Raw genomic sequence first — 23,466 nt, forward strand, 5'->3', positions numbered from 1 at the left:
ACCGTCGCCCGGATGCGGACCGCCCACCGCCGAGCCCGCACCGCTCTGGACGCACATCCCCAACCGGGCCGACACGAAGCCTGGGGCTGGCACGGACGAACCCTCGGCCACCCCGTCACCACCCCCGACGGCCCCGCCTGGCTCCGCCTCGCCGCCGCCCCCCTCGACCAAGCCGACTCCACCTTCTGGAACGGCTCCCGCGACGCCGGGAACACCATCCCGGAGACGGTGCCCCGCCCCCGACTGCGCACGATCCACGACTGGAGCGAGCCGCCATGGCGCTACCGCGCCGAGCTGTACGACCACGTCGACGAACACCCCGCCGCGACCTCCCCGACCCTGACGACGGACCCCAACCTCCCCACGTCGTGGTGGACATCCCTGCGTACCGCCCTCGGCACCATCGCCACGATCCCCACCGACCGCTACACCACCGACCAGCAGTACCTCGACTGGGCCATGCCGAAATTCCTCAGCCCCTCCATCGACACCCGAGCCCCGTCCTGGAGCACCGCCCACGGCGACCTGAACTGGGCGAACCTCTGCGCGCCCCAACTCGCCATGCTCGACTGGGAAGGATGGGGCCTCGCACCCACCGGCTACGACGCCGCCACTCTCCACAGCTACAGCCTCCTCGTACCCAGCGTCGCCGCACGCGCCCGCAGCGAGTTCGCGGACGTACTCAACACCCCGGCCGGCTGCTTCGCCGAACTCGCCGTCATCACCGAACTCCTCGAAGGCACCACCCACGGCGACAACCTCCCGCTCGCCGAACCACTCCGCCAGCGGGCAGCCCACCTTCTGGGGTCTTCGCTCCACTGACAGGGAACTATCTCGTCCCTGAACACAAAGAATCCGGAGACCTCTTGGAGGCTCCGGACCAACCCGACAACTTTGATTCCGACAAGTGACTTGCCTAATGAACGCCGGGCAGGAGCCAGCGGTTCAGGGCGAGGTGCTTGATGTGGAGCACGCGGCCGGCGGGGTCGGCGAGGATCGCCCCGGCCGTGGCGTGTCCTCGGAACTCCTTTCGGCTCGCGAGGTCGGCCTCGGCGTCGAGAAGCTCCGAGAGGGAGGCGAGCCGCCGTTTCTCGTCGGGATGGGCGTCGAGGTAGTCGCCGAGAGTCTGGCGAATGTGGTCAAGCATGACGGGCACGGGGGTCTCCTCATCGGTTGAAGTAGTCGAGCCACGTTGCGGCGATGGCGGCCCGGTTGGTCGGACTGACCTCGTGCGTTCCGGGGTCGAGGCCGCCGCAGGCGAGCGCGGCTGAAGCGGCGAGTATCTCGGCCTGTACGAGGAAGATGAACGGCCCCACGCTTGCGCCGTGCAGGAAGTTGACGGCGTTGCCCCCGTTGAGCAGGTAGAAGTAGTGGCCGGTCGTCAGGTAGCGGGTGACGTGCTCACTGATATGAGCTCGCTCGTACACGTCCGGCAAACCAGCGAGCTCAAGTTCGTCCACGCTACTGGTCACGGTGGCCACATACGCGCCATTATGCAGCCGGGTGAAGTCCTCACCACGCAAGGAGAGCGCCCCGGTCGCGCACAGCACGAGCCCGGCGTCGCTCAGACCGGCCTCGCGGTCGCGCGCCACCGTGAATCCCTGCGAGAGTGCCTGCGTGCGGCGCACCGGGTCGATGTCATAGACCGTGACCCGTACGCCCTTAGCGTGCAGCAGGCGGGCGATGCTCGATCCGAGCTTGCCGAAGCCGAGCACGAGCGCTGTCCGGCCGTGCACGATGTCACCCCGATCGCGCATCAGTGCCTCGGTCGAGAACACGACCGACTGCCCGACGAGGAAATCTTCGGGGTCCTTCAGCGGTGAACGGGCTACCGACACAACCGGGCAGGGCAGTTTGTCGAGGTCGGTGTAACGGCGGTGCCCGTTCTCGGTGTCCTCGACTACGCCGAGGATCTGGCCGGAGAAGTGGTCGCACAGTGCCTTGATCGACGGGGCGAAGTATCCGCCCACGTCGAGCAGGATCACCGGGCGTCCGGCGGCTCGTGTGTCGAGGTACCGCACGGCACGGCCCGGGTCTGCGAACAGCTCACGCGACAGCTTGTCGCACGCATGCCCGTCTCTCTCTACCTGGCGCAACGCCACGGCGTCCACGCTCTTCGGCTTGGGCAGCACCGCGCGCAGGTCGGTCACGCCCGCCACACCCCGCACGAACGCCGGGCGCTCCGGTAACAGGTGTGTGATCAGGAACGCGGCAGGGCGCTCAGGGGGCTTGTAGCGCGACGCGATCCGCCCGAAGTAGGCGTCGAAACGGGCTCGTTCAAAGGTCTCCACAATGGTTCCTCCCTCGATGTGTCGTTGTCAGGCCGCGCGGCTTCTGAGGAACTGGCAGATCGGTCAGTCGCCATCCGTGTCCGCGCACTCCAGCTCGCCCCATACGCGTTTCCCCCACCGCAGCTCGTCGGTGCCCCAGCGCCACGTCAGCGCCTCGATGATCGCCAGGCCCCGGCCGCTTTCGTCCCGCGCCCCGGCCGTACATGTCTCCGGCGCCCGCTTCGACTTGTCCACGACCGCGATGCGTACGAACTTCTCCGTCGGCCGGGTGATGGTCACGCGCAGGAACCGGGTGCTGGTGTGGGTGGCGGAGTTGGCGACGAGTTCCGACACGACGTGGATGCCCGCCTCCACCAGGTCGTCCAGGCCCCACGCGGATAAGGCCGTACGGACCAGCGCGCGGGCCGGTGCGGCGCTCTCCGCCGCGCAGGGCAGGGTCTCGGTGTATGCGAGGCGTTTCGCTGGGCAATCGGATGCGGCCACAAGCATCTGGGCCTCGCGGTGCGTGTGGGGGTTTTGACGTGGCTTCGGTCGGGAGCCGGAGTGAGCCTTTTTCCCTTGCCTCGGCGTTCGGGGCATCGTGGACTCCTGTCGTCGCACTCATGACGGATACGGAGCAGAAAGACACGGAGAGTTTGTGTCCTAGGTCAGAAGATAGCGTGACCTAGGACACAAATGCCAGCGCCCTTCCCAACTTTCACGCATGCGATCGCCTGTGTCCTAGTACGCTCAACGGTAACCTAGGACACCGAAGTTGGGAGTCGCCGTGCCGGAGACAACCCCGCAACCGCCGTACATGCAGGTCGCCGAGCGCATCCGGCGTCGCATCCTCGACGGGGAGTTGGAGGAGGGAGCGAAGCTTCCGCCCATCCGCGAACTCGCGCGGCAGGAAGGCGTGGCCGTCGCCACGCTTGGCCGCTCGCTCGACCACTTGCAGGTGGAGGGCTACATCACGACCTCACGGCGCGGGACGTTTGTCGCCAATGCCCCTGAGGTCGCACCCAGTTCCTACGACCGCATCACCCGGGTCCTGCGCACCGGCTCTGTGCTGAGCGAAGGCGAGACCATCACCGTCACGGCTGCGGAGCTCATCGCTCCGCCGCTGTACGTCGCGGACATCTTCGCCTTGGACGAGGGCGACCAGGTCGTCCGGCGTCAGTGGCATACGGGGAAGGGGCGCCAGCGGCTCATGCTCGCCGTGAACTGGTACCCCGCCGCTTTCGCCGCCTTGGTGCCGGAACTGCTGTCGACGGCGAGCAGCAAATCCGTCAACCTGCTGCCGCGCCTCCAGGAGGCGACCGGCCGTCGCGTCACAGCCGGGCGTGATGACCTCCACGGGCGCGACGCTGACGCTCGTGAGGCGAACTTCCTGGGCATCCGGGTCGGCAGCCCTATCCTGGCGGGGGCACATCGCCTCTGGGACGACGAGGGTGTCATCGAGTACGGGGAGTGGTGCCTGCCCCATCGGCTCGTCGTCGGATACGAGTACCGCTTCGACGCGGCCCCCGGTGAGCAGGCCCAACCCCGGGGCTGATCCAGCAAGCTTTAGGGCAACCAGCGATCGTACGGCGAACCGTCGGCCGCCCGGTAAGCGATCAGTCAGCAACAAGGAATCAAGGAGAGCCCGTGCCGGATCGCGGTCAGCGCACGATCAGCGACGCTCAGTGGAACGACGCGCATCTGATCTGGCAGTACCACCAGATGCACCACGAACCGCGCCCCTGCTCGGCGGCCATCGGCCTCGGCAGCCACGACCTCGGCGTAGCGACAGCCGCAGCCGGGCTGTACCGCGCCGGGCTCTTCCCCGTGATCGTCTTCAGTGGCGGCAACAGCCCGACCACGGCGGCGCGCTTCCCGCGCGGCGAGGCGGTTCACTACCGCGAGCACGCACTCAGCCTGGGGGTGCCCGACGACGCGATCCTCCTTGAGACCGGGGCGGGCAACACCGGGCAGAACGTCACGCTCTCGCGCGAGGTGCTGCGTGCGGCCGGGGTCGAGGTCGACTCGCTGCTCCTGATTTCCAAGCCGTACATGGAGCGACGCTCGTACGCGACGTGCCGCAAGCTGTGGCCCGAGGTCGACGTCGTCTGCGTGTCCGAACCACTCGACTTCGCGGACTACGTCAAGTCCATCGGCGACGCGAAGCTCGTCGTAGACATGCTCGTCGGCGATCTGCAAAGGGTGATCGAGTACCCACGGCTTGGGTTCGCCCTCGAACAGGAGGTGCCAGGGGACGTCCATGACGCTTACGAACGCCTCTTGCGCTCCGGGTTCGACAGTCGGCTCATCGCGTCCTGAGAACGCCCGCCGCGCCGGGGCGCGTGGCCCCGTACGACCCCCTACGGCAACGGCAACGCCCGGCACAGCGCGTCCAGCGCGCCCGCGAACGTGTGGTCGGGTGGGGTTCCGTAGCCGACGACCAGGCCGTCGTGCGCGGGCGTCGTCGCGGCGGGGTGGCGGTAGGACGCCAGGGGGGCGACGGCGAGGCCCTGCCAGGTGGCGGCCTGGACGATGGTGCGTTCGGTGCCGGGTGGGAGTTCAAGGACGGCGTGGAGTCCGGCGGCGATGCCTGAGACGCCGACGTGCGGGGCGCGTTCGGCGAGGATCAACACGAGTTGGTCGCGGCGGCGTCGGTAGCGCTGCCGCATACGCCGGATGTGCCGGTCGTACGCGCCGGACTCGATGAGGTCGGCGAGCGTCAGCTGGTCGGGGACGCTGACCCACAGCTCCCGCTCGCCCTTGACGGCCAGTACGGCGTCCACGAGGTGGTCCGGCAGCACCATCCAGCCCACCCGTACCGCTGGGGACAGGCTCTTGCTCACCGAGCCGAGGTAGACGACGTGCTCGGGGTCAAGGCCCTGCAGAGCGCCGACCGGCTGCCGGTCGTAGCGGAACTCGCCGTCGTAGTCGTCCTCCAGCACCAGTCCGCCGGTGGCGCGCGCCCAGTGCACGACGGAGGCGCGGCGTTCGGGGTGCAGCGGGCCGCCGGTCGGGAACTGGTGGGCAGGGGTGAGCAGGACGGCGCTCGCCTCGACCCGTGGTGCGCTTCCGGTGGCCGTGGTGCCCACGCCTGGGGCGGGGTCCGGGCCCGCCAACACCCCCGTGCGGGCGCCGTGCTGGTCGACGGTGAGCGGGACGGTGCGCAGGCCCGCGCCGGTGAACAGGTGCCGGTGGAAGTCCAGGCCGTACGACTCCACGGCGACCGTCCTCCCTGCGACCGTCCTCCCGGCGTCCCTCCCCCGCCCCCGCGCCCTGCCCGGCAGGGCGCCCGGGTCCTCCCCGGCGAGCCGCCCCCAGGCCGCCGTGCCCTGTCCGGTCGCGCCGCGCCCCGCGGCTTCGCCTCGTGGTCCCCGCGGGCCGCCATGTCCCTGGGTGCCCTGGGCCGTTCGCGTACGGGACGGCTCCTCGCCGCCCGCCGCACCGCCCAGCACCTCGGCGAGCAACCGCATGCCGTGGGCGAAACCCGCGCAGACGACGATGCGTTCGGGATCGGCGCGTACGCCTCTGGCGCGCGCCAGGTACTCGGCCAGCAGCGCGCGCAGCTCCGGGCGGCCGCGCGGGTCGTTCACCCCGAAGGCCGAACTGGGCGCGGCGGCGAGCGCCCGGCGTGCGGAGGCGATCCAGGCGGCGCGGGGGAAGGCGGAGGCGTCCGGTGTGCCCGGCGTCAGGTCGTAGGCGGGGCGGGCCAGCAGGGACGGACGGGTGGGTTTGCGCGCCGCCGCCTCCGGGTGGTGCGCCGCGCGCTGGGCGACGCGGGTGCCCGAGCCCTGGCGGGCGGTGAGCCAGCCCTCGGCGACGAGTTCGGCGTACGCGTCGGCGACGGTGTTCCTGGCGACGCCGAGGTCGGTGGCGAGCGTGCGGTATGGCGGCAGCCGGGTGCCGGGGACGAGACGGCCGGTGCGGATGGCGTCGCGGAGGGCCCGGATGAGCGACGCGCGGACACCTCCAGGACCGGTCAAGTCCAGGTGCAGGTCACTGCCCAGACCCTCACTCGAATTGACCCAGGACTCAGCCATGGGAATGAACCTTACTCGCGGTCGCCTCAAGCCCTAGGGTCGAGGTCATGACCGTTCAGGAGCACACTCACAGGCTGAACTTCACGAAGACCGCGCCCAAGGTGTTCAAGGCCATGATCAGCCTCACCACCGCCGCGAAGGAGGGCCTCGACCCGGCTCTCGTCGAGCTCATACAGATCCGCGCCTCGCAGCTCAACCACTGCGCCTACTGCATCCTCATGCACACCACCGACGCGCGTAAGGCGGGCGAGAGCGAGGAGCGGATCAACCTGATCAGCGCCTGGCACGAGGCCGCGGGCTTCTTCACCGAGAAGGAGCGGGCGGCGCTGGCCCTGACGGAGGCCGTCACGCTGCTGCCGAACGGCGTCTCGGACGAGGTCTACGGTCGCGCCGCCGAGCACTTCGACGAGGGCGAGCTGGCTCAGCTGATCGCCGTGATCTTCGCCATCAACGCCTGGAACCGGATCGCGGTCACCACCAGTAAGGTCCCGGGCACGGACTGACCCGGCCCGGGCGGGCGGCGTCACGGCCCCCGTCCGCCGGATCACCCGGCGGTCCGCCGCGCGCCGCTCTCCACGGAGCGGCGCGCGCGTCTCATCCGGTGGACGCGGCACGAGACACCGGACGGGACGGATTAGGCTTCGCCCGTGGCTGAGATCCGGATTCCCGCTGACATCAAGCCCGCCGACGGACGCTTCGGCTCGGGCCCCTCCAAGGTGCGTACGGAGGCGCTCAGCGCCCTGGCTGCCACCGGAACCTCCCTGCTCGGTACGTCACACCGGCAGGCGCCGGTCAAGGACCTGGTCGGCCGGGTCCGCGATGGCGTACGCGCGCTCTTCTCCCTCCCCGACGGGTACGAGGTCATCCTGGGCAACGGCGGCTCCACCGCCTTCTGGGACATCGCGACGCACGGCCTGATCGAGCACAAGTCGCAGCACCTCACCTTCGGTGAGTTCTCCTCGAAGTTCGCCAAGGCGGCGAAGCTCGCGCCGTGGCTGGACGACCCGACGGTCATCAGCTCCGAGCCGGGCACGCACCCGGAGCCGGTCGCCGAGAGCGGTGCCGACGTCTACGCCTTCACCCACAACGAGACCTCCACGGGCGTCGCCGCGCCCATCAAGCGGGTGACCGGGGCCGACGCCGGGTCCCTCGTCCTGGTGGACGCGACCTCAGGCGCGGGCGGTCTGCCCGTGGACGTCGCCGAAACCGACGTCTACTACTTCGCCCCGCAGAAGTCGTTCGCCGCCGACGGCGGGCTGTGGCTGGCGGCCTTCTCGCCCGCCGCGCTGGAGCGCGCCGCGCGCGTGCACGCGTCCGGCCGCCACATCCCCGAGTTCTTCTCGCTGCCGACCGCGATCGACAACTCCCTGAAGAACCAGACGTACAACACCCCGGCGCTCGCCACCCTGTTCCTGCTCGCCGACCAGCTGGACTGGATCAACGGCCAGGGCGGTCTGCCCTGGGCCGTACAGCGCACGGCGGACTCCTCGTCGCGGCTCTACGGCTGGGCGGAGAAGTCGCCGTACGCGACGCCCTTCGTCTCCGACCCGGCGAAGCGCTCGCAGGTCGTCGGCACGATCGACTTCGACGACGCCGTCGACGCCGGCGCCATCGCCAAGGTGCTGCGGGCCAACGGCATCGTGGACACCGACCCGTACCGCAAGCTGGGCCGCAACCAGCTGCGGGTCGCGATGTTCCCCGCCGTCGACCCGGCGGACGTCGAGGCGCTCACGGCGTGCGTGGACTACGTGATCGACAAGCTGTAACGACGGACGACGCGGGCCGCCCAGACCGGCGGCCGACGACGCCACGACCGGCGGCCGACTGGGCACAGTCGGCCGCCGGTCGCTTGTCCTGACGCGTGGTCGCTTGCCCTGACGCGTGCAGGGGTGACCGGTCCGCGGGGCAGGCGGGTCAGTGCCCGAGGCGCTGGAAGCGGCGTACGGCCAGCGGGAAGAACACGGCGACGATGGCCAGCGGCCAGACCACCGCCATCAGCGTCGCGTGCTGCTCCACCCAGCTGTCCCCCAGCCGCACCGGGTTGCCGAACAGGTCACGGATCGCGTTGGCCACCGACGACACCGGGTTCCACATCGCGATGGCGCCCAGCCAGTCCGGCATCATCGACGGCGGCGTGAAGACGCTGGAGATCATCCCGAAGGGGAAGGCCACGGCGAAGAGGTTGCCCGCCGCTTCCTGGTTCGGGACGAGCAGGCCAAGGAAGACCCCGACCCAGATCAGCGCGAACCGCAGCCAGATCAGCAGGGCGAACGCGCACAGCGTCTCGGCGATGCCGCCCTCGGGGCGCCAGCCGACGGCCAGCGCGATGACCGCCAGGATCGCCAGGTCCACGCAGGCGGCGATGACATCGGCCACGCCCCGTCCGCTCACCACGGCCGAAGGCGCCATCGGCATGGAACGGAACCGGTCCATGACGCCCTTCTCCTTGCCGATGGCGACCATCATGGCCGTGTTCATGAACCCGTTGGCCATCGTCATGGCGAACATGCCGGGCAGCGCGTAGTTCTCGTAGTCGCCCGCTCCGACGTTCATGGCGCTGCCGAAGACGTAGACGAAGAGCAGGACGAAGACGATGGGCACGCCCAGCTGCCAGGCGATGCTGGCGGGCTGGCGCATGAGGTGGGTCAGTTCGTTGCGGACGATGGTGAGGCAGTCGGCGACCGCCCAGTACAGCCGCCGCTCCGGGGCGTCCACGATGTCGCGCAGCGCGTGTGCGGCGTCCGGCCCCCCGCTCGCCCCGGCTCCTTCCGGGCCCGTCCCCGCCGCCGCTTCCGTGGCCGTACTCATGCCGCCCCGCTTTCCGTGCTCCGCACCGACGACTGCACCGACGACTGCACCGGTGCCCGCACCGACGACCGCACCGATGCCTGCGCCGGTGCCGACGGCCGTACGTCGCGTGCCGGGCTCTCAGCGGAACGGCCGCGCCCCTGCCCGTCCTCGGACGTCGCCGCCGCTTCCTCCTCCGGGCGGTGTCCGGTCAGGCGCAGGAAGACCTCGTCCAGTGTGGGTCGGCGCAGGCCGATGTCCTCGACGGCGACTCCCGCGTCCCGCAGCGCCGTGGCGACCTCGGTCAGCGCTGCGACCGGGTCGCTGACCGGCGCCGTCACCCGCCGGTTCTCCCCTTCCGTGCGTGGCTCAGCCCCCGCACCGGCCACCCGGGCCACGGCGCGCCGCGCCATCGGCAGGTCGGCCGCGTCCCGTACGACGACCTCGACCTGGTCCTCACCGGCCGCGCGCTTGAGGCCGTCGGGGGTGTCGTCGGCGATCTTCCGGCCGCGTTCGATGACGACGACGCGGTCGGCGAGCCGGTCGGCCTCGTCCAGGTACTGGGTGGTCAGCAGCACCGTGGTGCCCCCGGCGACCAGTGCGCGCACCGCGTCCCACACCTCGTTACGGCCGCGCGGGTCGAGCCCGGTGGTCGGCTCGTCGAGGAAGAGCACGTCAGGGGCGAGGATCATGCTGGCGGCCAGGTCGAGGCGTCGCCGCATGCCGCCGCTGTACGTCTTGACGCCGGTGTCCGAGGCGTCGGCGAGCCCGAACCGCTCCAGCAGTTCGTCGGCCCGGCGCACCGCCCGCGCCTTGTCCAAGTGGAAGAGACGGCCGAACAGGGCCAGGTTCTGCCGCCCGGTGAGGAGTTCGTCGACCGCCGCGTACTGCCCGGTCAGCCCGATCCTGCGGCGTACCTGGCGGGGCTGCCGGGTGACGTCGAAGCCCGCGACCTCGGCCCGGCCGCCGGTCGGCCGGGCGAGCGTGGCCAGGATGCGCACCGCTGTGGTCTTGCCCGCGCCGTTCGGGCCGAGCAGGCCCTGGACTGTGCCGGGCGCGACGGCGAGGTCGAGGCCGCCGCCTGGCTCTCCCGGTGGCGCGCCCAGGGCGTATGTGTCTCCGTACCGCTTCTCCAGTCCTTCGGTGAGGACCGCGTATCCGGACGAGTTCAAGGGGAGGCTCCCTCTCAAGCAAGCTCACTGAGTACACCGTATGCAGAGGAGCGTACACCGTACTCATTTTCTGTCCAGGGAGTTAGGATGAGCGGCGCGATGACGACGACAGAACACAGCGGCAGCGGTGACGTGTCCCGCAGCATGGAACTCCTCTGGGGGACCGGCGAGCGCCCCAGCCGGGGCCCCAAGCCCGGCCTGACCCTGGAGCGGATCGTCACGGCGGCGGTCGCCGTGGCCGACGCCGAGGGGCTGGCCGCCGTGTCCATGCGCCGGATCTCCACGGACCTGGGCGTCGGCACGATGTCCCTCTACCGGTACGTCCCCGGCAAGGCCGAGCTGCTCGACCTGATGCTCGACCACGTCAACGGGTTCGACGAGCGGGCCCACGACCCCTCGCTCGGCTGGCGCGAGGTCATGGAGGCGGTCGCGCGCGGCACCTTCGAGCTGTACTGCCGCCACCCCTGGCTGCTCCACGTCGACCAGGCCCGCCCGCTGCTCGGCCCGAACGCGATGGCGGGGCTTGAGTTCGCGCTGCGCGGCCTCGACGGGCTCGGGCTCACCGACCGCGAGATGATCAACGTGATCGTGGTGGTCGACAGCTTCGTCGCGGGTATCGCCCGCACCCACCTCAACTCCGTCATGGCGGAACAGCGCACCGGCATCAGCGACCGGGAGTTCTGGGCGGCGCAGGCCCCCGTCCTGGAGAAGGCCCTCACCAGCGGCAGGTTCCCGCAGCAGGCCAAGCTCACCCAGGAGGCGTTCTCCACCAGCGGTGGGGAGGTCTTCGAGTTCGGGCTGAAGGGGCTGCTGGACGGCCTGGAAACCTTCGTCATGTCCCGCGGCACCACGCCGTGACCGCGTTCGTGACCTGTCGGCGCGACTCCGTGACGGCGTAGCCGTTCTGTGCCTTGATGGAAGGCATGACACCACCAGGCGGACCACGACCAGGCGGAACACCACCCACCGGGCCTGACCAGGGACCCGGCCCCGGCACAGGGGCCCGGCCCGATCCGGGGCTCGCAGCCTTCGTACGCCAGAAGAACGTCCTGCTCACCACGTACAAACGGGACGGCTCACCGGTGGGCACACCGATCCATCTCGCGGTCGACGGGGACCACGCCTACTTCCGCACCTGGCACACGGCGTGGAAGGTCGCCCGGCTGCGCAACAACCCGGAGGTGACGATCGCGCCGTCCACCGCGCGCGGCACGCCGACCGGCCCCGCCGTACGGGCCCGGACCCGGCTGCTGGACCGGGGCAGCGAGGAGAACAAGCGGGCCGCGAAGCTCATCGCCCGCAAGCGGCCCGTCCTGCAAGGGGTGGTCGTGCCCCTCCTCCACAAGGCCAAGCGGGTGCGGACGGTGCACTACGAGCTACGCCTCCTCGACGGCGCCGACGGCGCCGACAGCCCGTAGCGGGACCGTGGCCTCCCCCGCCGGCCCCCCCGTCCGTCTCCCCGCCCGGTCTCACTTCCGGCGGAACAGCCGGCGCCCGGCCATGGCGATGGCCGTCCCGATGACGAGCACCAGCCCGCCCAGATAGAAGTTGCCGCCGTCCTTCGAGTCGGCGCCGTCCGCGTCGGAGCGCCCGTCGCTCCCGCCCGAGCCGCCGCTCTCGCGCTGCCTGCGCGTCGCGTCCGACACCATGTCGTCGCCGAGCCGCACGGCGGAGACCCGGCTGCGCTCCCCCTCCGTCCCGTACATCAGCGTCCCGCCGTCACGGCTGTACGTGACCGACTCGCCCTGCCGCTGGATCGGCATCCCGGGTTCGCCGATCTCCTTCGGCTTGCCGTCGCGCCAGTCGTAGACGGCCGCCTCCAGGTAGCCGCGCAGCACCAGCCGGTCACCGGCGGGCGCGAACGCCCCGTCCGTCACCCACATATCGATGTCGGCGACCCGGGTGAACACGTTCTTCCCGGTGGCCGACAACCGGCGCGGCCCGGCGTAGAGCCCGCCGCCGTCCTTGTGCTTGCTGACGATGTAGACCCGGCCCGTCCTGGGATGGACCATCATCGCCTCGGCGTCCCTCGGCCCGCCGTCGTACGTGACGGTGAACTGCGCCGCGTTGACGGTGGTGTCCTTCAGCTGCTTCGGCTCGGCGAACCGGTAGATCCACACATGCGGCCAGGTCCCGCCCATGTTGTCGCCGATGTCGCCGACGTAGATGTTGCCGTCGGCGCCGACCGAGATCGCCTCGACGTCGCGCGGGCTGCCGATGCCCTTGAGCGTGACGGTCGCGACGGTGCGGCCGGTCTTGCCGTCGACCGCGTAGACGTACGGGCCGTCGTCGCTGTCGTTGTGCGTCCAGTAGACGCCGGGGTGCGTACGGCTCGCGGCGAGCCCGCTGGACTCGGTGATGCGCGAGTCCTGGATGGTGAAGGACGACGGCTTGTCACCGGAGTCAGCCGCCACCAGGCCGACCGACCCGCTCCCGGCGTACGCGGAAGCAGCTCCGGCAGCCCCCACGGGAGCGGCGGCGGACAGTGCCGTCAGCGCGGCGACGACAGCGCAGGTGACCAAGCGAGCTAGCGAACCCATGGGGCTAAGCCTCCCACCCCCGAACGGAGCAGTGTTCCCCACCCGCGATCTCGCCCCTCGGGGCACTGTCGAGATCGTCTCCGCCCCGGCCTCCGGTTCCGGCCGTCAACGAAACGGTGGGTGTGCCCCGTGAGTGTGGGACTGCCGCGAACGATCTGGGTAGGCTGAGGAGGTCGGCAACAATCCCGTCCCATGGGAGCACTGATGAGTGTCGCGCCTAAGCCCGAGTGGCCGCGCCCACCCGTGGGCGGATATACCGCCGACGACCTGGACCGGCTTCCCAATCTGCCTCCGCACACGGAGCTGATCGACGGGAGCCTCGTCTTCATGAGTCCGCAGACCGCCTTTCACGATCGCGCGATGCTGCTCATTCAGCTAGGGCTGATGCGCATGGCACCCGCCGATCTGGAAGTCTTCCGCGAGATGACCGTGACGCTGGGCCCGCGTAATCGCCCGGAACCAGACGTCCTGGTCGTCCGGGGCGAGGCGTTCACCAGCCACACTCAGACGACCTTCAAGCCCGAGGACGTCATCCTCGCTATTGAGGTCGTGTCGGCGGATTCCGAGGCCAGGGACCGGGAGGCGAAGCCGCTGAAGTACGCGGCGGCCGGGATTCCGCACTTCTGGCGGGTGGAGGAGGACCGTGGGCTGCCGGTCATCTACGTCTTCGAGCTGGAGCCCGCGACGAAGACGTACGCCGTGACCGGGATCTACCACGAGCGGCTGAAGGTCCCCGTGCCCTTCCAGATCGAGATGGACCTGACCGCGATCGATCCCCGCAAGCGGCTTGACGCCGAAGCGGATGGCGCGGACGACGCGCGGCGGGACGACGGCGCGCCGGAGGGCGACGCGTAAGGACGGCGACGCGCAAAGACGGACGCGGGCGCGGTGCCGCAACGGGCATCGCGCCATCGCAGCATCGTGCCGTCGGATTCGAGCAGAGCGGACACGCGGCGCGCCCTTGATTGGAGCGCACTCCAAGGCGTTGGCTGGTGACCATGAAGTACACGCAGCTCGGACACACCGGTCTCAAAGTCAGCCGACTCGTCCTCGGCACCATGAACTTCGGTCCGCAGACCGACGAGGCGGACAGCCACGCCATCATGGACGCCGCGCTCGAAGCGGGGGTCAACTTCTTCGACACTGCCAACGCCTACGGCTGGGGCGTCAACAAGGGGCGCACGGAAGAGATCATCGGCTCCTGGTTCGCCAAGGGCGGCGGGCGCCGCGACAAGGTGGTGCTCGGCACCAAGGTGTACGCCAACATGACCGCCGACGACGGCGCTCCCTGGCCCAACCACGACAAGCTCTCCGCCGTGAACATCCGGCGCTCCGTCGACGCCAGCCTCAAGCGCCTCGGTACCGACTACATCGACCTGTACCAGTTCCACCACGTGGACCGCTCGACACCGTGGGACGAGATCTGGCAGGCCATCGACGTCCTCGTCCAGCAGGGCAAAGTCCTCTACGCCGGGTCGTCCAACCACGCGGGCTGGCACATCGCCAAGGCCAACGAGGCCGCCCGGCGGCGCGGGTCGCTGGGCCTCGTCAGCGAGCAGTGCCTGTACAACCTGGCCGAGCGCCGGGCCGAGATGGAGGTCATCCCGGCCGCGCAGGACTACGGCCTGGGCGTGATCCCGTGGTCGCCGCTGCACGGCGGTCTGCTCGGCGGGGCGATCCGCAAAGAACGCGAGGGGGGCGCCGCCCGCACGGCGTCAGGGCGCTCGGCGGACGCGCTGGCCGTCTCCTCCGTACGGGAGCAGATCCAGGCCTACGAGGACCTGCTGGCCAAGCACGGCCTTGAGCCCGGCGAGGCGGCTCTGGCCTGGCTGCTCACCCGGCCTGGTGTCACGGGCCCGATCGTCGGCCCTCGCACCGCCGACCAGCTCGCCTCCGCCCTGCGCGCGGTGGAGCTTGAGCTGAGTGACGCGGTGCTGAGCGGTCTGGACGAGATCTTCCCTGGCCCCGGACCGTCGCCGGAGGCGTTCGCCTGGTGACCGTGGCGTACGTCTGGTGACCCCGGGCGCGTCGGCCGCCCTGGCCCGGTTGCCACCGTGGCCGGGGCGGTGGCCGCCCCGTTCCCCGGCGTCCGGCGTGGCGCTCAGCCCAGCAGCGCCGCCGCCGCGACGACGAGGAGGATCAGGACGAGCGTGACGCTCACGATCAGGCTTCGGGTTTTGGGGTCCACGCTCTGAGGTTAGCCGGGGTGACTGGCGGTGCCATGGTGGGGCGGGGTTATCCGCCCAGGGGCCAGGAGGTCAGTGTCTCGTAGCGGGGGCGGTCGCCGACGATGCCCGGGATGGGCGGGTGGCTGCGGACGAGGCTCAGCTGGTCGGCCTGCCAGGTCTGGCTCTCGAAGCCCTGGAGGGCGGCGACGTACGGCCGCAGATCCGTGTCGGTGCGGCTGCGGGCGATGGTCAGGTGGGGGGTGTACGCGCGGTGCTCTGTCATCGGCACACCGGCCCGGCGGGCCGCCGCCGACGCGGAGTCGGCGAGGCGGCGCATCGGGGGCAGCCCGCCCGAGGCGCCCACCCACAGGGCGCGGTTGCCGAACTGGCCACCGCCGGTGAGGCGCAGCGCGAACGGGGCGCTGCGGTGTGCGGCGCGGGCCAGTCGCTTGTACAGCTCGGGCAGCGTCTCGTCATCGACCTCTCCGTAGAAGGCGAGGGTGAAGTGCCAGCTCGCGCGTTCGGTCCAGCGCAGGGTGTCCGCGCCGGGCAGGCGGCGCAAGGCGCCGACGGCGGTGGCGAGTTCGGAGGTGGCCATCTCCGGCGGCAGTGCGGCGGCGAAGAGTCTCATCCGGTGATTTTCGCGCAGTCGGCGAGCGGCGCGGAGAGCCGGGGGTGGTTGCCGCGAGGAGCTGGGACTTGTGGCCGCGGGGAACCGGGGATTGTGGCCGCGGGGAGCCGGGACTTGTGGCCGTCCCCGGCTACGCGTGAGCCCCGGCCGTCTCCTGCCCGGCCGGGGCTCGCGCGCTGCTCGTCGGTGACCGCTTCAGGCGGCCGTCGCCAGTGTCTTCTCCGCCTTGGCCCGGGGCACGAACGTCAGGTGCTGGTGTCCGCGGCGCAGGTCGACGCGGAGCCGCAGCCCGCCCAGGCGGGCGAGGACCAGGCCCACGGCGAGAGCGGCGACGGCGGAGACGACGCCACCCGCCACGAAGCCGGTCCTGGCGCCGTAGGTGTCGGTGATCCAGCCGACCAGCGGGCCGCCGATCGGGGTGCCTCCGACGAAGACCATCATGTAGAGGCTCATCACACGGCCCCGCATCGCGGGGTCGGTGGCGAGCTGGACGCTGGAGTTCGCCGTGACGTTGAAGGTCAGGCCGAAGACCCCGATGGGGATCATCAGCGCGGCGAAGATCCAGAACGACGGGGACAGCGCCGCCACGATCTCCAGGACGCCGAACAGCAGCGCGGCGCCCACGAGCATCCGCAGCCGCGAGGTGCCGCGCCGGGCGGCCAGCAGCGCACCGGCCAGTGAGCCGATCGCCATCAGGGTGTTGAGCAGGCCGTACGTGCCGGGTCCCGCGTGGAAGACGTCATCGACGTAGGCGGTCAGCCAGATGGGGAAGTTGAAGCCGAACGTACCGATGAAGCCCACGAGCACGATCGGCCAGATCAGCTCGGGCCGCCCCGCGACGTAGCGCAGGCCCTCCCGCAGCTGGCCCTTGCCGCGCGGCGCGCGTTCGACCTTGTGCAGTTCGCTGGTCCGCATCAGCAGCAGGCCGATCAGCGGGGCCGCGAACGACAGTCCGTTGAGCAGGAACGCCCAGCCGCTGCCGACGGCGGTGATCAGCACACCCGCGACGGCGGGGCCGATGAGCCGGGCGGACTGGAAGTTCGCTGAGTTCAGGCTGACGGCGTTGCGCAGGTCCTTCGGGCCGACCATCTCCACGACGAACGCCTGGCGGGCCGGGTTGTCGACCACGGTGACCATGCCGAGCAGGAACGCGATGAGGTAGACGTGCCAGACCTGGACGTGACCGCTCAGGGTGAGCGCGGCGAGTGCGAGACCACACAGGCCCAGCGCGGCCTGGGTCATCACGAGCAGTCGGCGCTTGGGGTAGCGGTCGGCGATGACGCCGCCGTACAGGCCGAACAGGAGCATGGGGAGGAACTGGAGCGCGGTGGTGATGCCGACGGCGGTGGCGGAGCCCGTCAGGCTGAGCACCAGCCAGTCCTGGGCGATCCGCGACATCCAGGTGCCGGTGTTGGAGACCACGGCGCCGGTGGCGAAGATCCGGTAGTTATGGATCTTGAGCGAACTGAATGTTGTGCCGCGGGTGGTGGTGGCTGGTGGGGTAGTGGGTGATTTCGGTGCGGGTGCGGAGTGTGCTCCGTGTCCCGTACTCAAAGCGGCTTCGCCTCCTTTCGGGTCGGGGCCGCCTCGCGTGGGCGGCCACTGCGGGCGACGCGGACCCGTGGGCGGTGCGGGTCCGCGCGCTGATCAGAGGTGGGCGAGCTTTTCCAGGACGGGCGCGGCCGCTCGTAGCGCGGCCCACTCCTCCTCGTCCAGCTCGTCGGCCAGCTCCGCCAGCCATGCGTTGCGCTTTCTGCGGCTCTCTTCCAGCATGGCTTCGGCCCGTTCGGTCTGCGAGACCACCTTCTGGCGGCGGTCCTCAGGGTGCGGCTCCAGCCTGACCAGTTCCTTGGCTTCGAGCAGCGCCACGATCCGGGTCATGGAGGGCGGCTGGACATGCTCCTTGCGGGCCAGCTCCCCGGGGGTGGCCGACCCGCAGCGGGCCAGCGTGCCGAGCACCGACATCTCGGTCGGGCTCAGCGACTCGTCCACCCGCTGGTGCTTGAGGCGCCGGGAGAGGCGCATCACGGCGGAGCGCAAGGAGTTCACGGCGGCAGCGTCGCCGCCGGTTCGATCAGGCATGTAGTTAGGGTAACTCATTACCCCGTCTAATGAAAACCGGAAAACGGTGCCGCCTTGAATCACCTATACGGGTGATCCCTCAGTAAAAAATGAACTATCCACCCCCACCTGCCCGACACGCTGGTCTGTATGGGATCAAAGGTGTTCAGTCTGCGTATGGACGGGGAGCTGCTGGACCGGATCGGGCAGCATGCCGCGAAACGCGGAATGAGCGTCCAGGACTACGTGGTCCAGACGCTCATTCGCGATGACTTCGACGAACGCTTCAAGACGTCCGTCGATGAGACGGAGCGGTTTTACGGGGAGCCGGGGGGTGTGCCCGGCCCGCCTGTGGTGCCCGGGGTGGCCGTGGCGCCCGGGGTGGCCGCAGGGGTGCCCGGCGGGCCCGTGGCGCCTGGCGGGCCCGCAGTGGCGCCTGGCGTGGCGACGGGGGTGCCACCCGTTGTGGCGCCGGGTGCTCCGCGTGGTGGGTCGCCGGGGGTTTCCTCGGGGGTGGGGAGCCAGTGATGCGGGGCCGGTGACGATGTGGTGCCCGTCCGGGCCGGCTTTGCCCTCAAGCGTCGGGCGGGCTTGATTTGGCTGGGCGGGCTGGGTTTGGACGGTGCTACTTCACGCCCAAAGCTTGCTCGATGGGGTCGAGGAGGAAGTAGACCAGGAAGCATGCTCCGACCACGCTGAGGAGCCAGGGGATCTCGCGGGTCCGGCGGGTGGCGACGCGCAGCAGGATGAAGGACAGCACGCCGATGCCGATGCCGTTGGTGATGCTGTACGTGAACGGCATGGCGATCATCGTCAGGAACGCCGGGGCCGCGATGGTGACGTCGCTCCAGTCGATCTCCTTGACGTTGGCCGCCATGATCAGGAAGCCGACGACGAGCAGCGCGGGCGTCGCCGCCTGCGACGGGACGACCCTCGCCAGGGGGGTGAAGACCAGCGCGAGCAGGAACAGGCCGCCGGTCATGATGTTGGCCAGGCCCGTCCGCGCGCCCTCGCCGACGCCCGCCGTGGACTCCACGAAGCATGTGTTGGCCGAGGCGGAGCCGAAGCCGCCGCCCGCGACGGCGATGCCGTCCACCATCAAGATCCGGCCCATGCCGGGCAGCTGGCCCTTCTCGTCGGTCAGGCCCGCCTCCTCGCCGACGCCGATGATGGTGCCCATGGCGTCGAAGAAGCCCGACAGCAGCACGGTGAAGACGAAGAGGCAGCCGGTGAGGATGCCGACCTCGTGGAAGCCGCCGAAGAGGCTGATATCTCCGATGAGCCCGAAGTCCGGGGAGTCCACCACCTTGTCCGGCACCTCGGGGACGCTCAGGCCCCAGCTGGCGTCCGGGATGGTCACCATCGAGTTGATGATGATCGCCACGAAGGCCATGACGGTGATGCCGATGAGGATGGCGCCCCGCGTCTGCCGTACGACGAGCACGAAGGTCAGCGCGAGCCCGGCCACGAAGATCAGCACCGGCCAGCCCTGGAGCTTGCCCTCGATGCCGAGGCCGAGGGGGACCGAGGTGTGCGCCTTGTCCGGGTTACGGGTGACGAAGCCCGCGTCCACCAGGCCGATCAGCGAGATGAACATCCCGATGCCGATCGCGATGGCGCGCCGCAGACCGCCCGGGATCGCGTCCATCACGCGCTGCCGCAGACCGGAGGCGACCAGGACCATCAGCACCATGCCGGCGAGCACCACCATGCCCATCGCGTCCGGCCAGCTCATCTTCGGCGCGAGCTGGAGCGAGACGACGGCGTTGATGCCGAGGCCCGCCGCGATGGCGATCGGGACGTTGCCGATCACGCCCATGAGGAGGGTGCTGAGGCCCGCCATCAGCGCGGTGGCGGTGACGAGCTGGGCGTTGTCCAGCTGGTGGTGGTACTTGTCCTCACCGGCCCCGAGGATGATCGGGTTGAGCACGATGATGTACGCCATCGCGAAGAAGGTGGCGAGACCGCCCCGGATCTCGCGGGAGACGGTCGATCCCCGCTGCGAGATCTGGAAGTACCGGTCGAGGCCGTTCTTCGGCTCTGACGGGGGCGGCTGCTTGGCGCCGACCGGAGCGGTGGCCGAGGGGGGCATGCGAGACCTCAGTCGTACGGGCCTGGGGGAGGCGGGGGCTGGGGAGGGCCGTGAACACGAACGCCCGGAATCCTACTGACCGGTATTGGATGATCGCACTAACCAATCCGGTCAAATCCAGACCGTTGCAGTATGAACAAACAACCACAGGATTGCTATCTCCGCGCGTAGACCGGTAAGGCTCCGGTCCGCTGACGTCGGCCGGGCTCCCGCTCCCGGCGGGCCCGAACACCCACCCAGGTGACGGACTAGGCTGAGCCCCATGAAGAAGTGGACCCCACTGCACGAGGCGCCGGAGCCCCTGGAGGGCAATGTCGTCGGCACCGTCACCGGCGGCACGATCGTGTGGTTTGTCCTCTTTCTCGTCCAGCTCCCCTTCTACGGCTGGTTCGACGACAACGGCCACCTGTGGTGGGTGTGGACCTGCGCCGCTGGTGGCGGCCTCGGGTTGATCGGCATCTGGTACGTCCGCGCACGGGACCAGGCCATTCGCCGCGCGGCCGCCAAAGCCGAGGCCGAGGCGGGGCCGGAAGCAGAGGCGGACACCACGCGTGAGGCCGGGTCCGGGGCCAGGCCAGAGGCTGGGTCCGGGGGCGCTTCGGCCGCCGCGCGCACCTCACGCCTCGCCAGGGACTAGTGCCGTGTCCGGCGGATCATGCTGGGGGAAGCCCCTGGCCGTGCCGTCCGTGCGTCGCGAGCTGCGGGCGCGTCGTAGCTGGTCGCGCAGTTCCCCGCGCCCCTGACGGGGCACACCAAGCCGCTGCGCTGCACCACGGCAGGGCTACTGCCCCTGGGCCCAGCGGCCTGGAAGGCCCCATGCGCGGCCCGATGCCGGGCACTTGGCGTCGCGAGCTGCGGGCGCGTCGTAGCTGGTCGCGCAGTTCCCCGCGCCCCTGACAGGGCGTTCCCTGCTTTCCCGGGGCGCCCTGCGCGCCGAGCGGACCGGGGGCCACCCGTCGCCATCCGCCAGCCAGGGGAGCCCCGGACGCATCACGGGTCTCCAGGGTTGCTGAGATAACCACCACCACCTTTCCGCTCCTATTCAAGGGGTGCGCGCCGCCATCCCCCCGTACCGTCGAAGGCATGACGTATCGGGCTGAGACCGCAGTCGATGAACCTGATCCGGACGGCAGCGCGGGCTCCGCACTCACCGACACGCATGCGCGGAAGCCGGGTCATCCAGGGCTGAGCGCGGCCGAGGTCGCCGAGCGGGTCAGCCGGGGTGAGGTCAACGACGTACCGGTGCGGTCCTCCCGCTCCACCGGTGACATCATCCGCGCGAACGTCTTCACCCGCTTCAACGCGATCATCGGCGTGCTCTTCGTGATCATGCTGACGGTCGCCCCGATCCAGGATGCGCTCTTCGGCTTCGTCATCGTCGCCAACACCGCGATCGGCATCGTCCAGGAGCTGCGCGCCAAGAAGACGCTGGACAGTCTGGCCGTCATCGGCGAGGCCAAGCCCACCGTCCGGCGCGACGGCGAGTCCGCCGAGATCCCGACCGGCGAGATCGTCCTCGGCGACCTCGTCGAGCTGGGCCCGGGCGACAAGTGTGTGGTCGACGGCGAGGTGGTCGAGACCGACGGTCTGGAGATCGACGAGTCGCTGCTGACCGGCGAGGCCGACCCCGTCCTGAAGAAGCCCGGCGACCAGGTGATGTCCGGGTCGTTCGTGGTCGCGGGTGGCGGCGCGTTCACCGCGACCAAGGTGGGGCGCGAGGCGTACGCGGTGCAGCTGGCCGAGGAGGCGTCACGCTTCACGCTCGTCCACTCCGAGCTGCGCAGCGGCATCAGCCAGATCCTCAAGTACGTGACCTGGATGATGATCCCCACCGCGATCGGCCTGGTGATCAGCCAGAGCGTGGTCGAGAAGAACGACTGGCGCGAGGCCGTACGCCGGATGGTCGGCGGGATCGTCCCCATGGTCCCCGAGGGTCTGGTCCTGCTCACCTCCGTCGCCTTCGCGATCGGCGTCATCAGGCTCGGCCGCAAGCAGTGCCTCGTCCAGGAACTGCCCGCCATCGAGGGGCTGGCCCGGGTCGACGTGGTCTGCCTCGACAAGACCGGCACCCTCACCGAGGGCGGCATGGACGTCATGGAGCTACGGCTGCTCGGGGCCGGGCCGGACGCCACATCCGGAGCTGGCTCCAGTGGGAACGGGGCCGCTGGTGACGGGTCCGGTGGTGACGGGGGCGGTGGAGACAGGACCGGCGCCCGTGGTGACGGTGGCGGTTCCTTTGGCGAGGCGTACGTACGGCAGGTGCTCGGCGCGCTCGGTGAGTCCGACCCCCGGCCGAACGCCAGCCTTCAGGCGATCATCGACGCGTACCCGGACGGCGCCGACTGGCGGTGCACCGAGTCGCTGCCCTTCTCCTCCGCCCGCAAGTACAGCGGCGCCGCCCTCAACGGCCCGGACGGCGAGAGCAGCACCTGGCTCCTCGGCGCTCCCGACGTGCTGCTGCCCGCCGCCGACCCGGTGCTCGGCGAGACCGAGGACCTGAACACACAGGGGCTGCGGGTGCTGCTGCTGGCGCGTACGGACCGGGAGCTGGGCGACGAGCGGGTCGCCGACGACGTGCGGCCCACCGCGCTCGTCGTCCTCGAACAGCGACTGCGCCCCGACGCGGCCGACACCCTGCGGTACTTCGAGGAGCAGAACGTCGCGGCGAAGGTCCTCTCCGGCGACAACGCCGTCTCTGTGGGCGCGGTGGCCGCGAAGCTCGGGCTGCCGGGCGCCGAGCACACCGTGGACGCCCGCCGGCTCCCCACCGAGCGGACCGAGATGGCCGCCTCGCTGGAGGACGGCGCGGTTTTCGGACGGGTCAGTCCGCAGCAGAAGCGGGACATGGTGGGCGCGCTCCAGTCGCGCGGGCACAACGTCGCGATGACGGGTGACGGCGTCAACGACGTCCTGGCGCTCAAGGACGCCGACATCGGCGTCTCCATGGGCTCGGGCTCAGAGGCCACGCGCGCGGTCGCCCAGATCGTGCTGCTCAACAACAGCTTCTCCACGCTGCCCTCGGTGGTGGCCGAGGGCCGCCGGGTCATCGGCAACATCGAGCGCGTCGCGAACCTCTTCCTGGTCAAGACCGTCTACTCGGTGCTGCTCGCGCTGCTGGTGGTCTGCTCGCAGGTGTCGTATCCGTTCCTGCCGCGCCATCTGACGCTGCTGTCCACCCTCACCATCGGCGTGCCCGCGTTCTTCCTCGCGCTGGCGCCCAACAAGGAACGGGCCAGGCCGCACTTCGTACGGCGCGTCATGCGCTACGCCATCCCCGCGGGGGTCATCGCCGCCGTGGCGACCTTCGCCATGTACCTGGTCGCGCGGCACTCCTACACGGGCGAGGGCGCGCGTGACGCGGAGACCAGCGCGGCGACGCTGACGCTCTTCCTGATCTCGATGTGGGTGCTGGCGATCGTGGCCCGGCCGTACACGTGGTGGCGCATCGGCCTGGTGCTGACGATGGCGCTCGGCTTCCTCGTCGTGATCGTCACGCCCTGGCTCCAGGACTTCTTCGCGCTGAAGCTGGTCGGTACGTCGATGCCGTGGACGGCGGTCGGCATCGCCGTCGCCGCGGCCGCCCTGCTCGAACTGGCCTGGCTCTGGGTCAGCCGCCGCTTCCCCGCCTGAGCTGCGGCTCGCCTGTGCTGAATCGGAGTCCCGGCCGTACCGGAGCCCTGTGAGGGCGGAGACGCCAAGACCGCAGCC

Annotated in this window: 22 protein-coding genes and 1 pseudogene; 12 read left to right on the forward strand and 11 right to left on the reverse strand. The window is 70.3% G+C overall.

Annotation, left to right across the window (positions count from 1 at the left end; translation table 11 throughout):
- Positions 1–12 precede the first annotated feature (12 nt).
- Positions 13–822 (forward strand): hypothetical protein, encoded by an 810-nt coding sequence (locus AC5P1B_RS09975; protein ID WP_493886300.1) that lies wholly within the window; start codon positions 13–15, stop codon positions 820–822.
- A 94-nt stretch (positions 823–916) separates the two neighbouring features.
- Here AC5P1B_RS09975 and AC5P1B_RS09980 read toward each other — a convergent pair whose 3' ends face one another.
- The 3 genes from AC5P1B_RS09980 to AC5P1B_RS09990 all read right to left on the reverse strand — a co-directional run bounded on the left by AC5P1B_RS09980 (position 917) and on the right by AC5P1B_RS09990 (position 2,780).
- Entirely contained in the window at positions 917–1,156 is a 240-nt protein-coding gene (locus AC5P1B_RS09980; protein ID WP_493886301.1) for a hypothetical protein, read from the reverse strand.
- 10 nt (positions 1,157–1,166) lie between these two features.
- The gene (locus AC5P1B_RS09985; protein WP_493886302.1) at positions 1,167–2,291 is read right to left on the reverse strand and encodes an adenosylhomocysteinase; all 1,125 of its coding nucleotides are present in this window, start codon (positions 2,289–2,291) and stop codon (positions 1,167–1,169) included.
- Between the two features lie 63 nt (positions 2,292–2,354).
- A complete protein-coding gene (locus AC5P1B_RS09990; RefSeq protein WP_493886303.1) occupies positions 2,355–2,780 on the reverse strand; it encodes an ATP-binding protein in 426 nt (141 codons plus the stop codon).
- Between the two features lie 307 nt (positions 2,781–3,087).
- Between AC5P1B_RS09990 and AC5P1B_RS09995 the strand changes: the two genes are divergently transcribed.
- Together AC5P1B_RS09995 and AC5P1B_RS10000 are read left to right on the forward strand one after the other, a co-directional pair.
- Complete coding sequence (locus tag AC5P1B_RS09995; RefSeq protein ID WP_493886593.1) at positions 3,088–3,825, forward strand: GntR family transcriptional regulator; 738 nt, start codon at positions 3,088–3,090, stop codon at positions 3,823–3,825.
- A gap of 92 nt (positions 3,826–3,917) precedes the next feature.
- On the forward strand, positions 3,918–4,589 hold the full coding sequence (locus AC5P1B_RS10000) for a YdcF family protein (RefSeq protein ID WP_493886304.1): 672 nt from the start codon (positions 3,918–3,920) through the stop codon (positions 4,587–4,589).
- Positions 4,590–4,630: 41 nt separating this feature from the next.
- Here AC5P1B_RS10000 and AC5P1B_RS10005 read toward each other — a convergent pair whose 3' ends face one another.
- Positions 4,631–6,307, reverse strand: coding sequence for an aminotransferase-like domain-containing protein (locus tag AC5P1B_RS10005; RefSeq protein WP_493886306.1), 1,677 nt, complete (start codon positions 6,305–6,307; stop codon positions 4,631–4,633).
- Positions 6,308–6,354: 47 nt separating this feature from the next.
- On the opposite strand from AC5P1B_RS10005, the gene AC5P1B_RS10010 reads away from it, so the two are divergent.
- Entirely contained in the window at positions 6,355–6,810 is a 456-nt protein-coding gene (locus AC5P1B_RS10010; RefSeq protein ID WP_493886308.1) for a carboxymuconolactone decarboxylase family protein, read from the forward strand.
- Between the two features lie 144 nt (positions 6,811–6,954).
- Entirely contained in the window at positions 6,955–8,073 is a 1,119-nt protein-coding gene (serC, locus tag AC5P1B_RS10015; protein ID WP_493886311.1) for a phosphoserine transaminase, read from the forward strand.
- A 148-nt stretch (positions 8,074–8,221) separates the two neighbouring features.
- Here the strand turns inward: serC and AC5P1B_RS10020 are convergent, their stop codons facing one another.
- Together AC5P1B_RS10020 and AC5P1B_RS10025 are read right to left on the reverse strand one after the other, a co-directional pair.
- Complete coding sequence (locus AC5P1B_RS10020) at positions 8,222–9,115, reverse strand: ABC transporter permease (protein ID WP_493886313.1); 894 nt, start codon at positions 9,113–9,115, stop codon at positions 8,222–8,224.
- Positions 9,112–10,266: an ATP-binding cassette domain-containing protein gene (locus tag AC5P1B_RS10025; protein WP_493886315.1), complete on the reverse strand. Its 1,155-nt coding sequence runs from the start codon at positions 10,264–10,266 to the stop codon at positions 9,112–9,114. The genes AC5P1B_RS10020 and AC5P1B_RS10025 overlap by 4 nt, the downstream gene beginning before the upstream one ends.
- 99 nt (positions 10,267–10,365) lie before the next feature.
- Here AC5P1B_RS10025 and AC5P1B_RS10030 point away from each other — a divergent pair, with 99 nt between their 5' ends.
- Both AC5P1B_RS10030 and AC5P1B_RS10035 read left to right on the forward strand, forming a co-directional pair.
- Complete coding sequence (locus AC5P1B_RS10030; RefSeq protein ID WP_493886317.1) at positions 10,366–11,124, forward strand: TetR/AcrR family transcriptional regulator; 759 nt, start codon at positions 10,366–10,368, stop codon at positions 11,122–11,124.
- A 65-nt stretch (positions 11,125–11,189) separates the two neighbouring features.
- Positions 11,190–11,684 (forward strand): PPOX class F420-dependent oxidoreductase, encoded by a 495-nt coding sequence (locus AC5P1B_RS10035; RefSeq protein WP_493886319.1) that lies wholly within the window; start codon positions 11,190–11,192, stop codon positions 11,682–11,684.
- 51 nt (positions 11,685–11,735) lie between these two features.
- On the opposite strand, the gene AC5P1B_RS10040 is transcribed toward AC5P1B_RS10035, so the two are convergent.
- On the reverse strand, positions 11,736–12,806 hold the full coding sequence (locus AC5P1B_RS10040) for a hypothetical protein (RefSeq protein WP_493886322.1): 1,071 nt from the start codon (positions 12,804–12,806) through the stop codon (positions 11,736–11,738).
- Between the two features lie 204 nt (positions 12,807–13,010).
- Here AC5P1B_RS10040 and AC5P1B_RS10045 point away from each other — a divergent pair, with 204 nt between their 5' ends.
- Together AC5P1B_RS10045 and AC5P1B_RS10050 are read left to right on the forward strand one after the other, a co-directional pair.
- A complete protein-coding gene (locus AC5P1B_RS10045; protein WP_493886324.1) occupies positions 13,011–13,661 on the forward strand; it encodes a Uma2 family endonuclease in 651 nt (216 codons plus the stop codon).
- Positions 13,662–13,804: 143 nt separating this feature from the next.
- On the forward strand, positions 13,805–14,803 hold the full coding sequence (locus tag AC5P1B_RS10050; protein WP_493886595.1) for an aldo/keto reductase: 999 nt from the start codon (positions 13,805–13,807) through the stop codon (positions 14,801–14,803).
- A gap of 238 nt (positions 14,804–15,041) precedes the next feature.
- Here the strand turns inward: AC5P1B_RS10050 and thpR are convergent, their stop codons facing one another.
- The 3 genes from thpR to AC5P1B_RS10065 all read right to left on the reverse strand — a co-directional run bounded on the left by thpR (position 15,042) and on the right by AC5P1B_RS10065 (position 17,687).
- Positions 15,042–15,605 carry an RNA 2',3'-cyclic phosphodiesterase gene (gene thpR, locus AC5P1B_RS10055; protein WP_493886326.1) on the reverse strand — a complete coding sequence of 188 codons (564 nt, stop codon included), beginning with the start codon at positions 15,603–15,605 and terminating at the stop codon, positions 15,042–15,044.
- Between the two features lie 195 nt (positions 15,606–15,800).
- Positions 15,801–17,159, reverse strand: a complete 1,359-nt coding sequence (locus tag AC5P1B_RS10060; RefSeq protein ID WP_493886328.1) for an MFS transporter — start codon at positions 17,157–17,159, stop codon at positions 15,801–15,803.
- A gap of 93 nt (positions 17,160–17,252) precedes the next feature.
- Positions 17,253–17,687 (reverse strand): MarR family winged helix-turn-helix transcriptional regulator, encoded by a 435-nt coding sequence (locus AC5P1B_RS10065; RefSeq protein ID WP_493886330.1) that lies wholly within the window; start codon positions 17,685–17,687, stop codon positions 17,253–17,255.
- Between the two features lie 129 nt (positions 17,688–17,816).
- On the opposite strand from AC5P1B_RS10065, the pseudogene AC5P1B_RS10070 reads away from it, so the two are divergent.
- Positions 17,817–17,990, forward strand: a pseudogene (locus AC5P1B_RS10070) (ribbon-helix-helix protein, CopG family); the annotation flags it as partial.
- A 301-nt stretch (positions 17,991–18,291) separates the two neighbouring features.
- On the opposite strand, the gene AC5P1B_RS10075 reads toward AC5P1B_RS10070, so the two are convergent.
- Positions 18,292–19,758, reverse strand: coding sequence for an NCS2 family permease (locus AC5P1B_RS10075; protein ID WP_493886332.1), 1,467 nt, complete (start codon positions 19,756–19,758; stop codon positions 18,292–18,294).
- Between the two features lie 262 nt (positions 19,759–20,020).
- Here AC5P1B_RS10075 and AC5P1B_RS10080 point away from each other — a divergent pair, with 262 nt between their 5' ends.
- Positions 20,021–20,395, forward strand: coding sequence for a DUF2530 domain-containing protein (locus AC5P1B_RS10080; RefSeq protein WP_493886334.1), 375 nt, complete (start codon positions 20,021–20,023; stop codon positions 20,393–20,395).
- A 446-nt stretch (positions 20,396–20,841) separates the two neighbouring features.
- Entirely contained in the window at positions 20,842–23,388 is a 2,547-nt protein-coding gene (locus AC5P1B_RS10085) for a cation-translocating P-type ATPase (RefSeq protein WP_493886336.1), read from the forward strand.
- The last annotated feature ends 78 nt before the right edge of the window (positions 23,389–23,466 follow it).

The organism is Streptomyces sp. A01 (genome assembly GCF_059026195.1).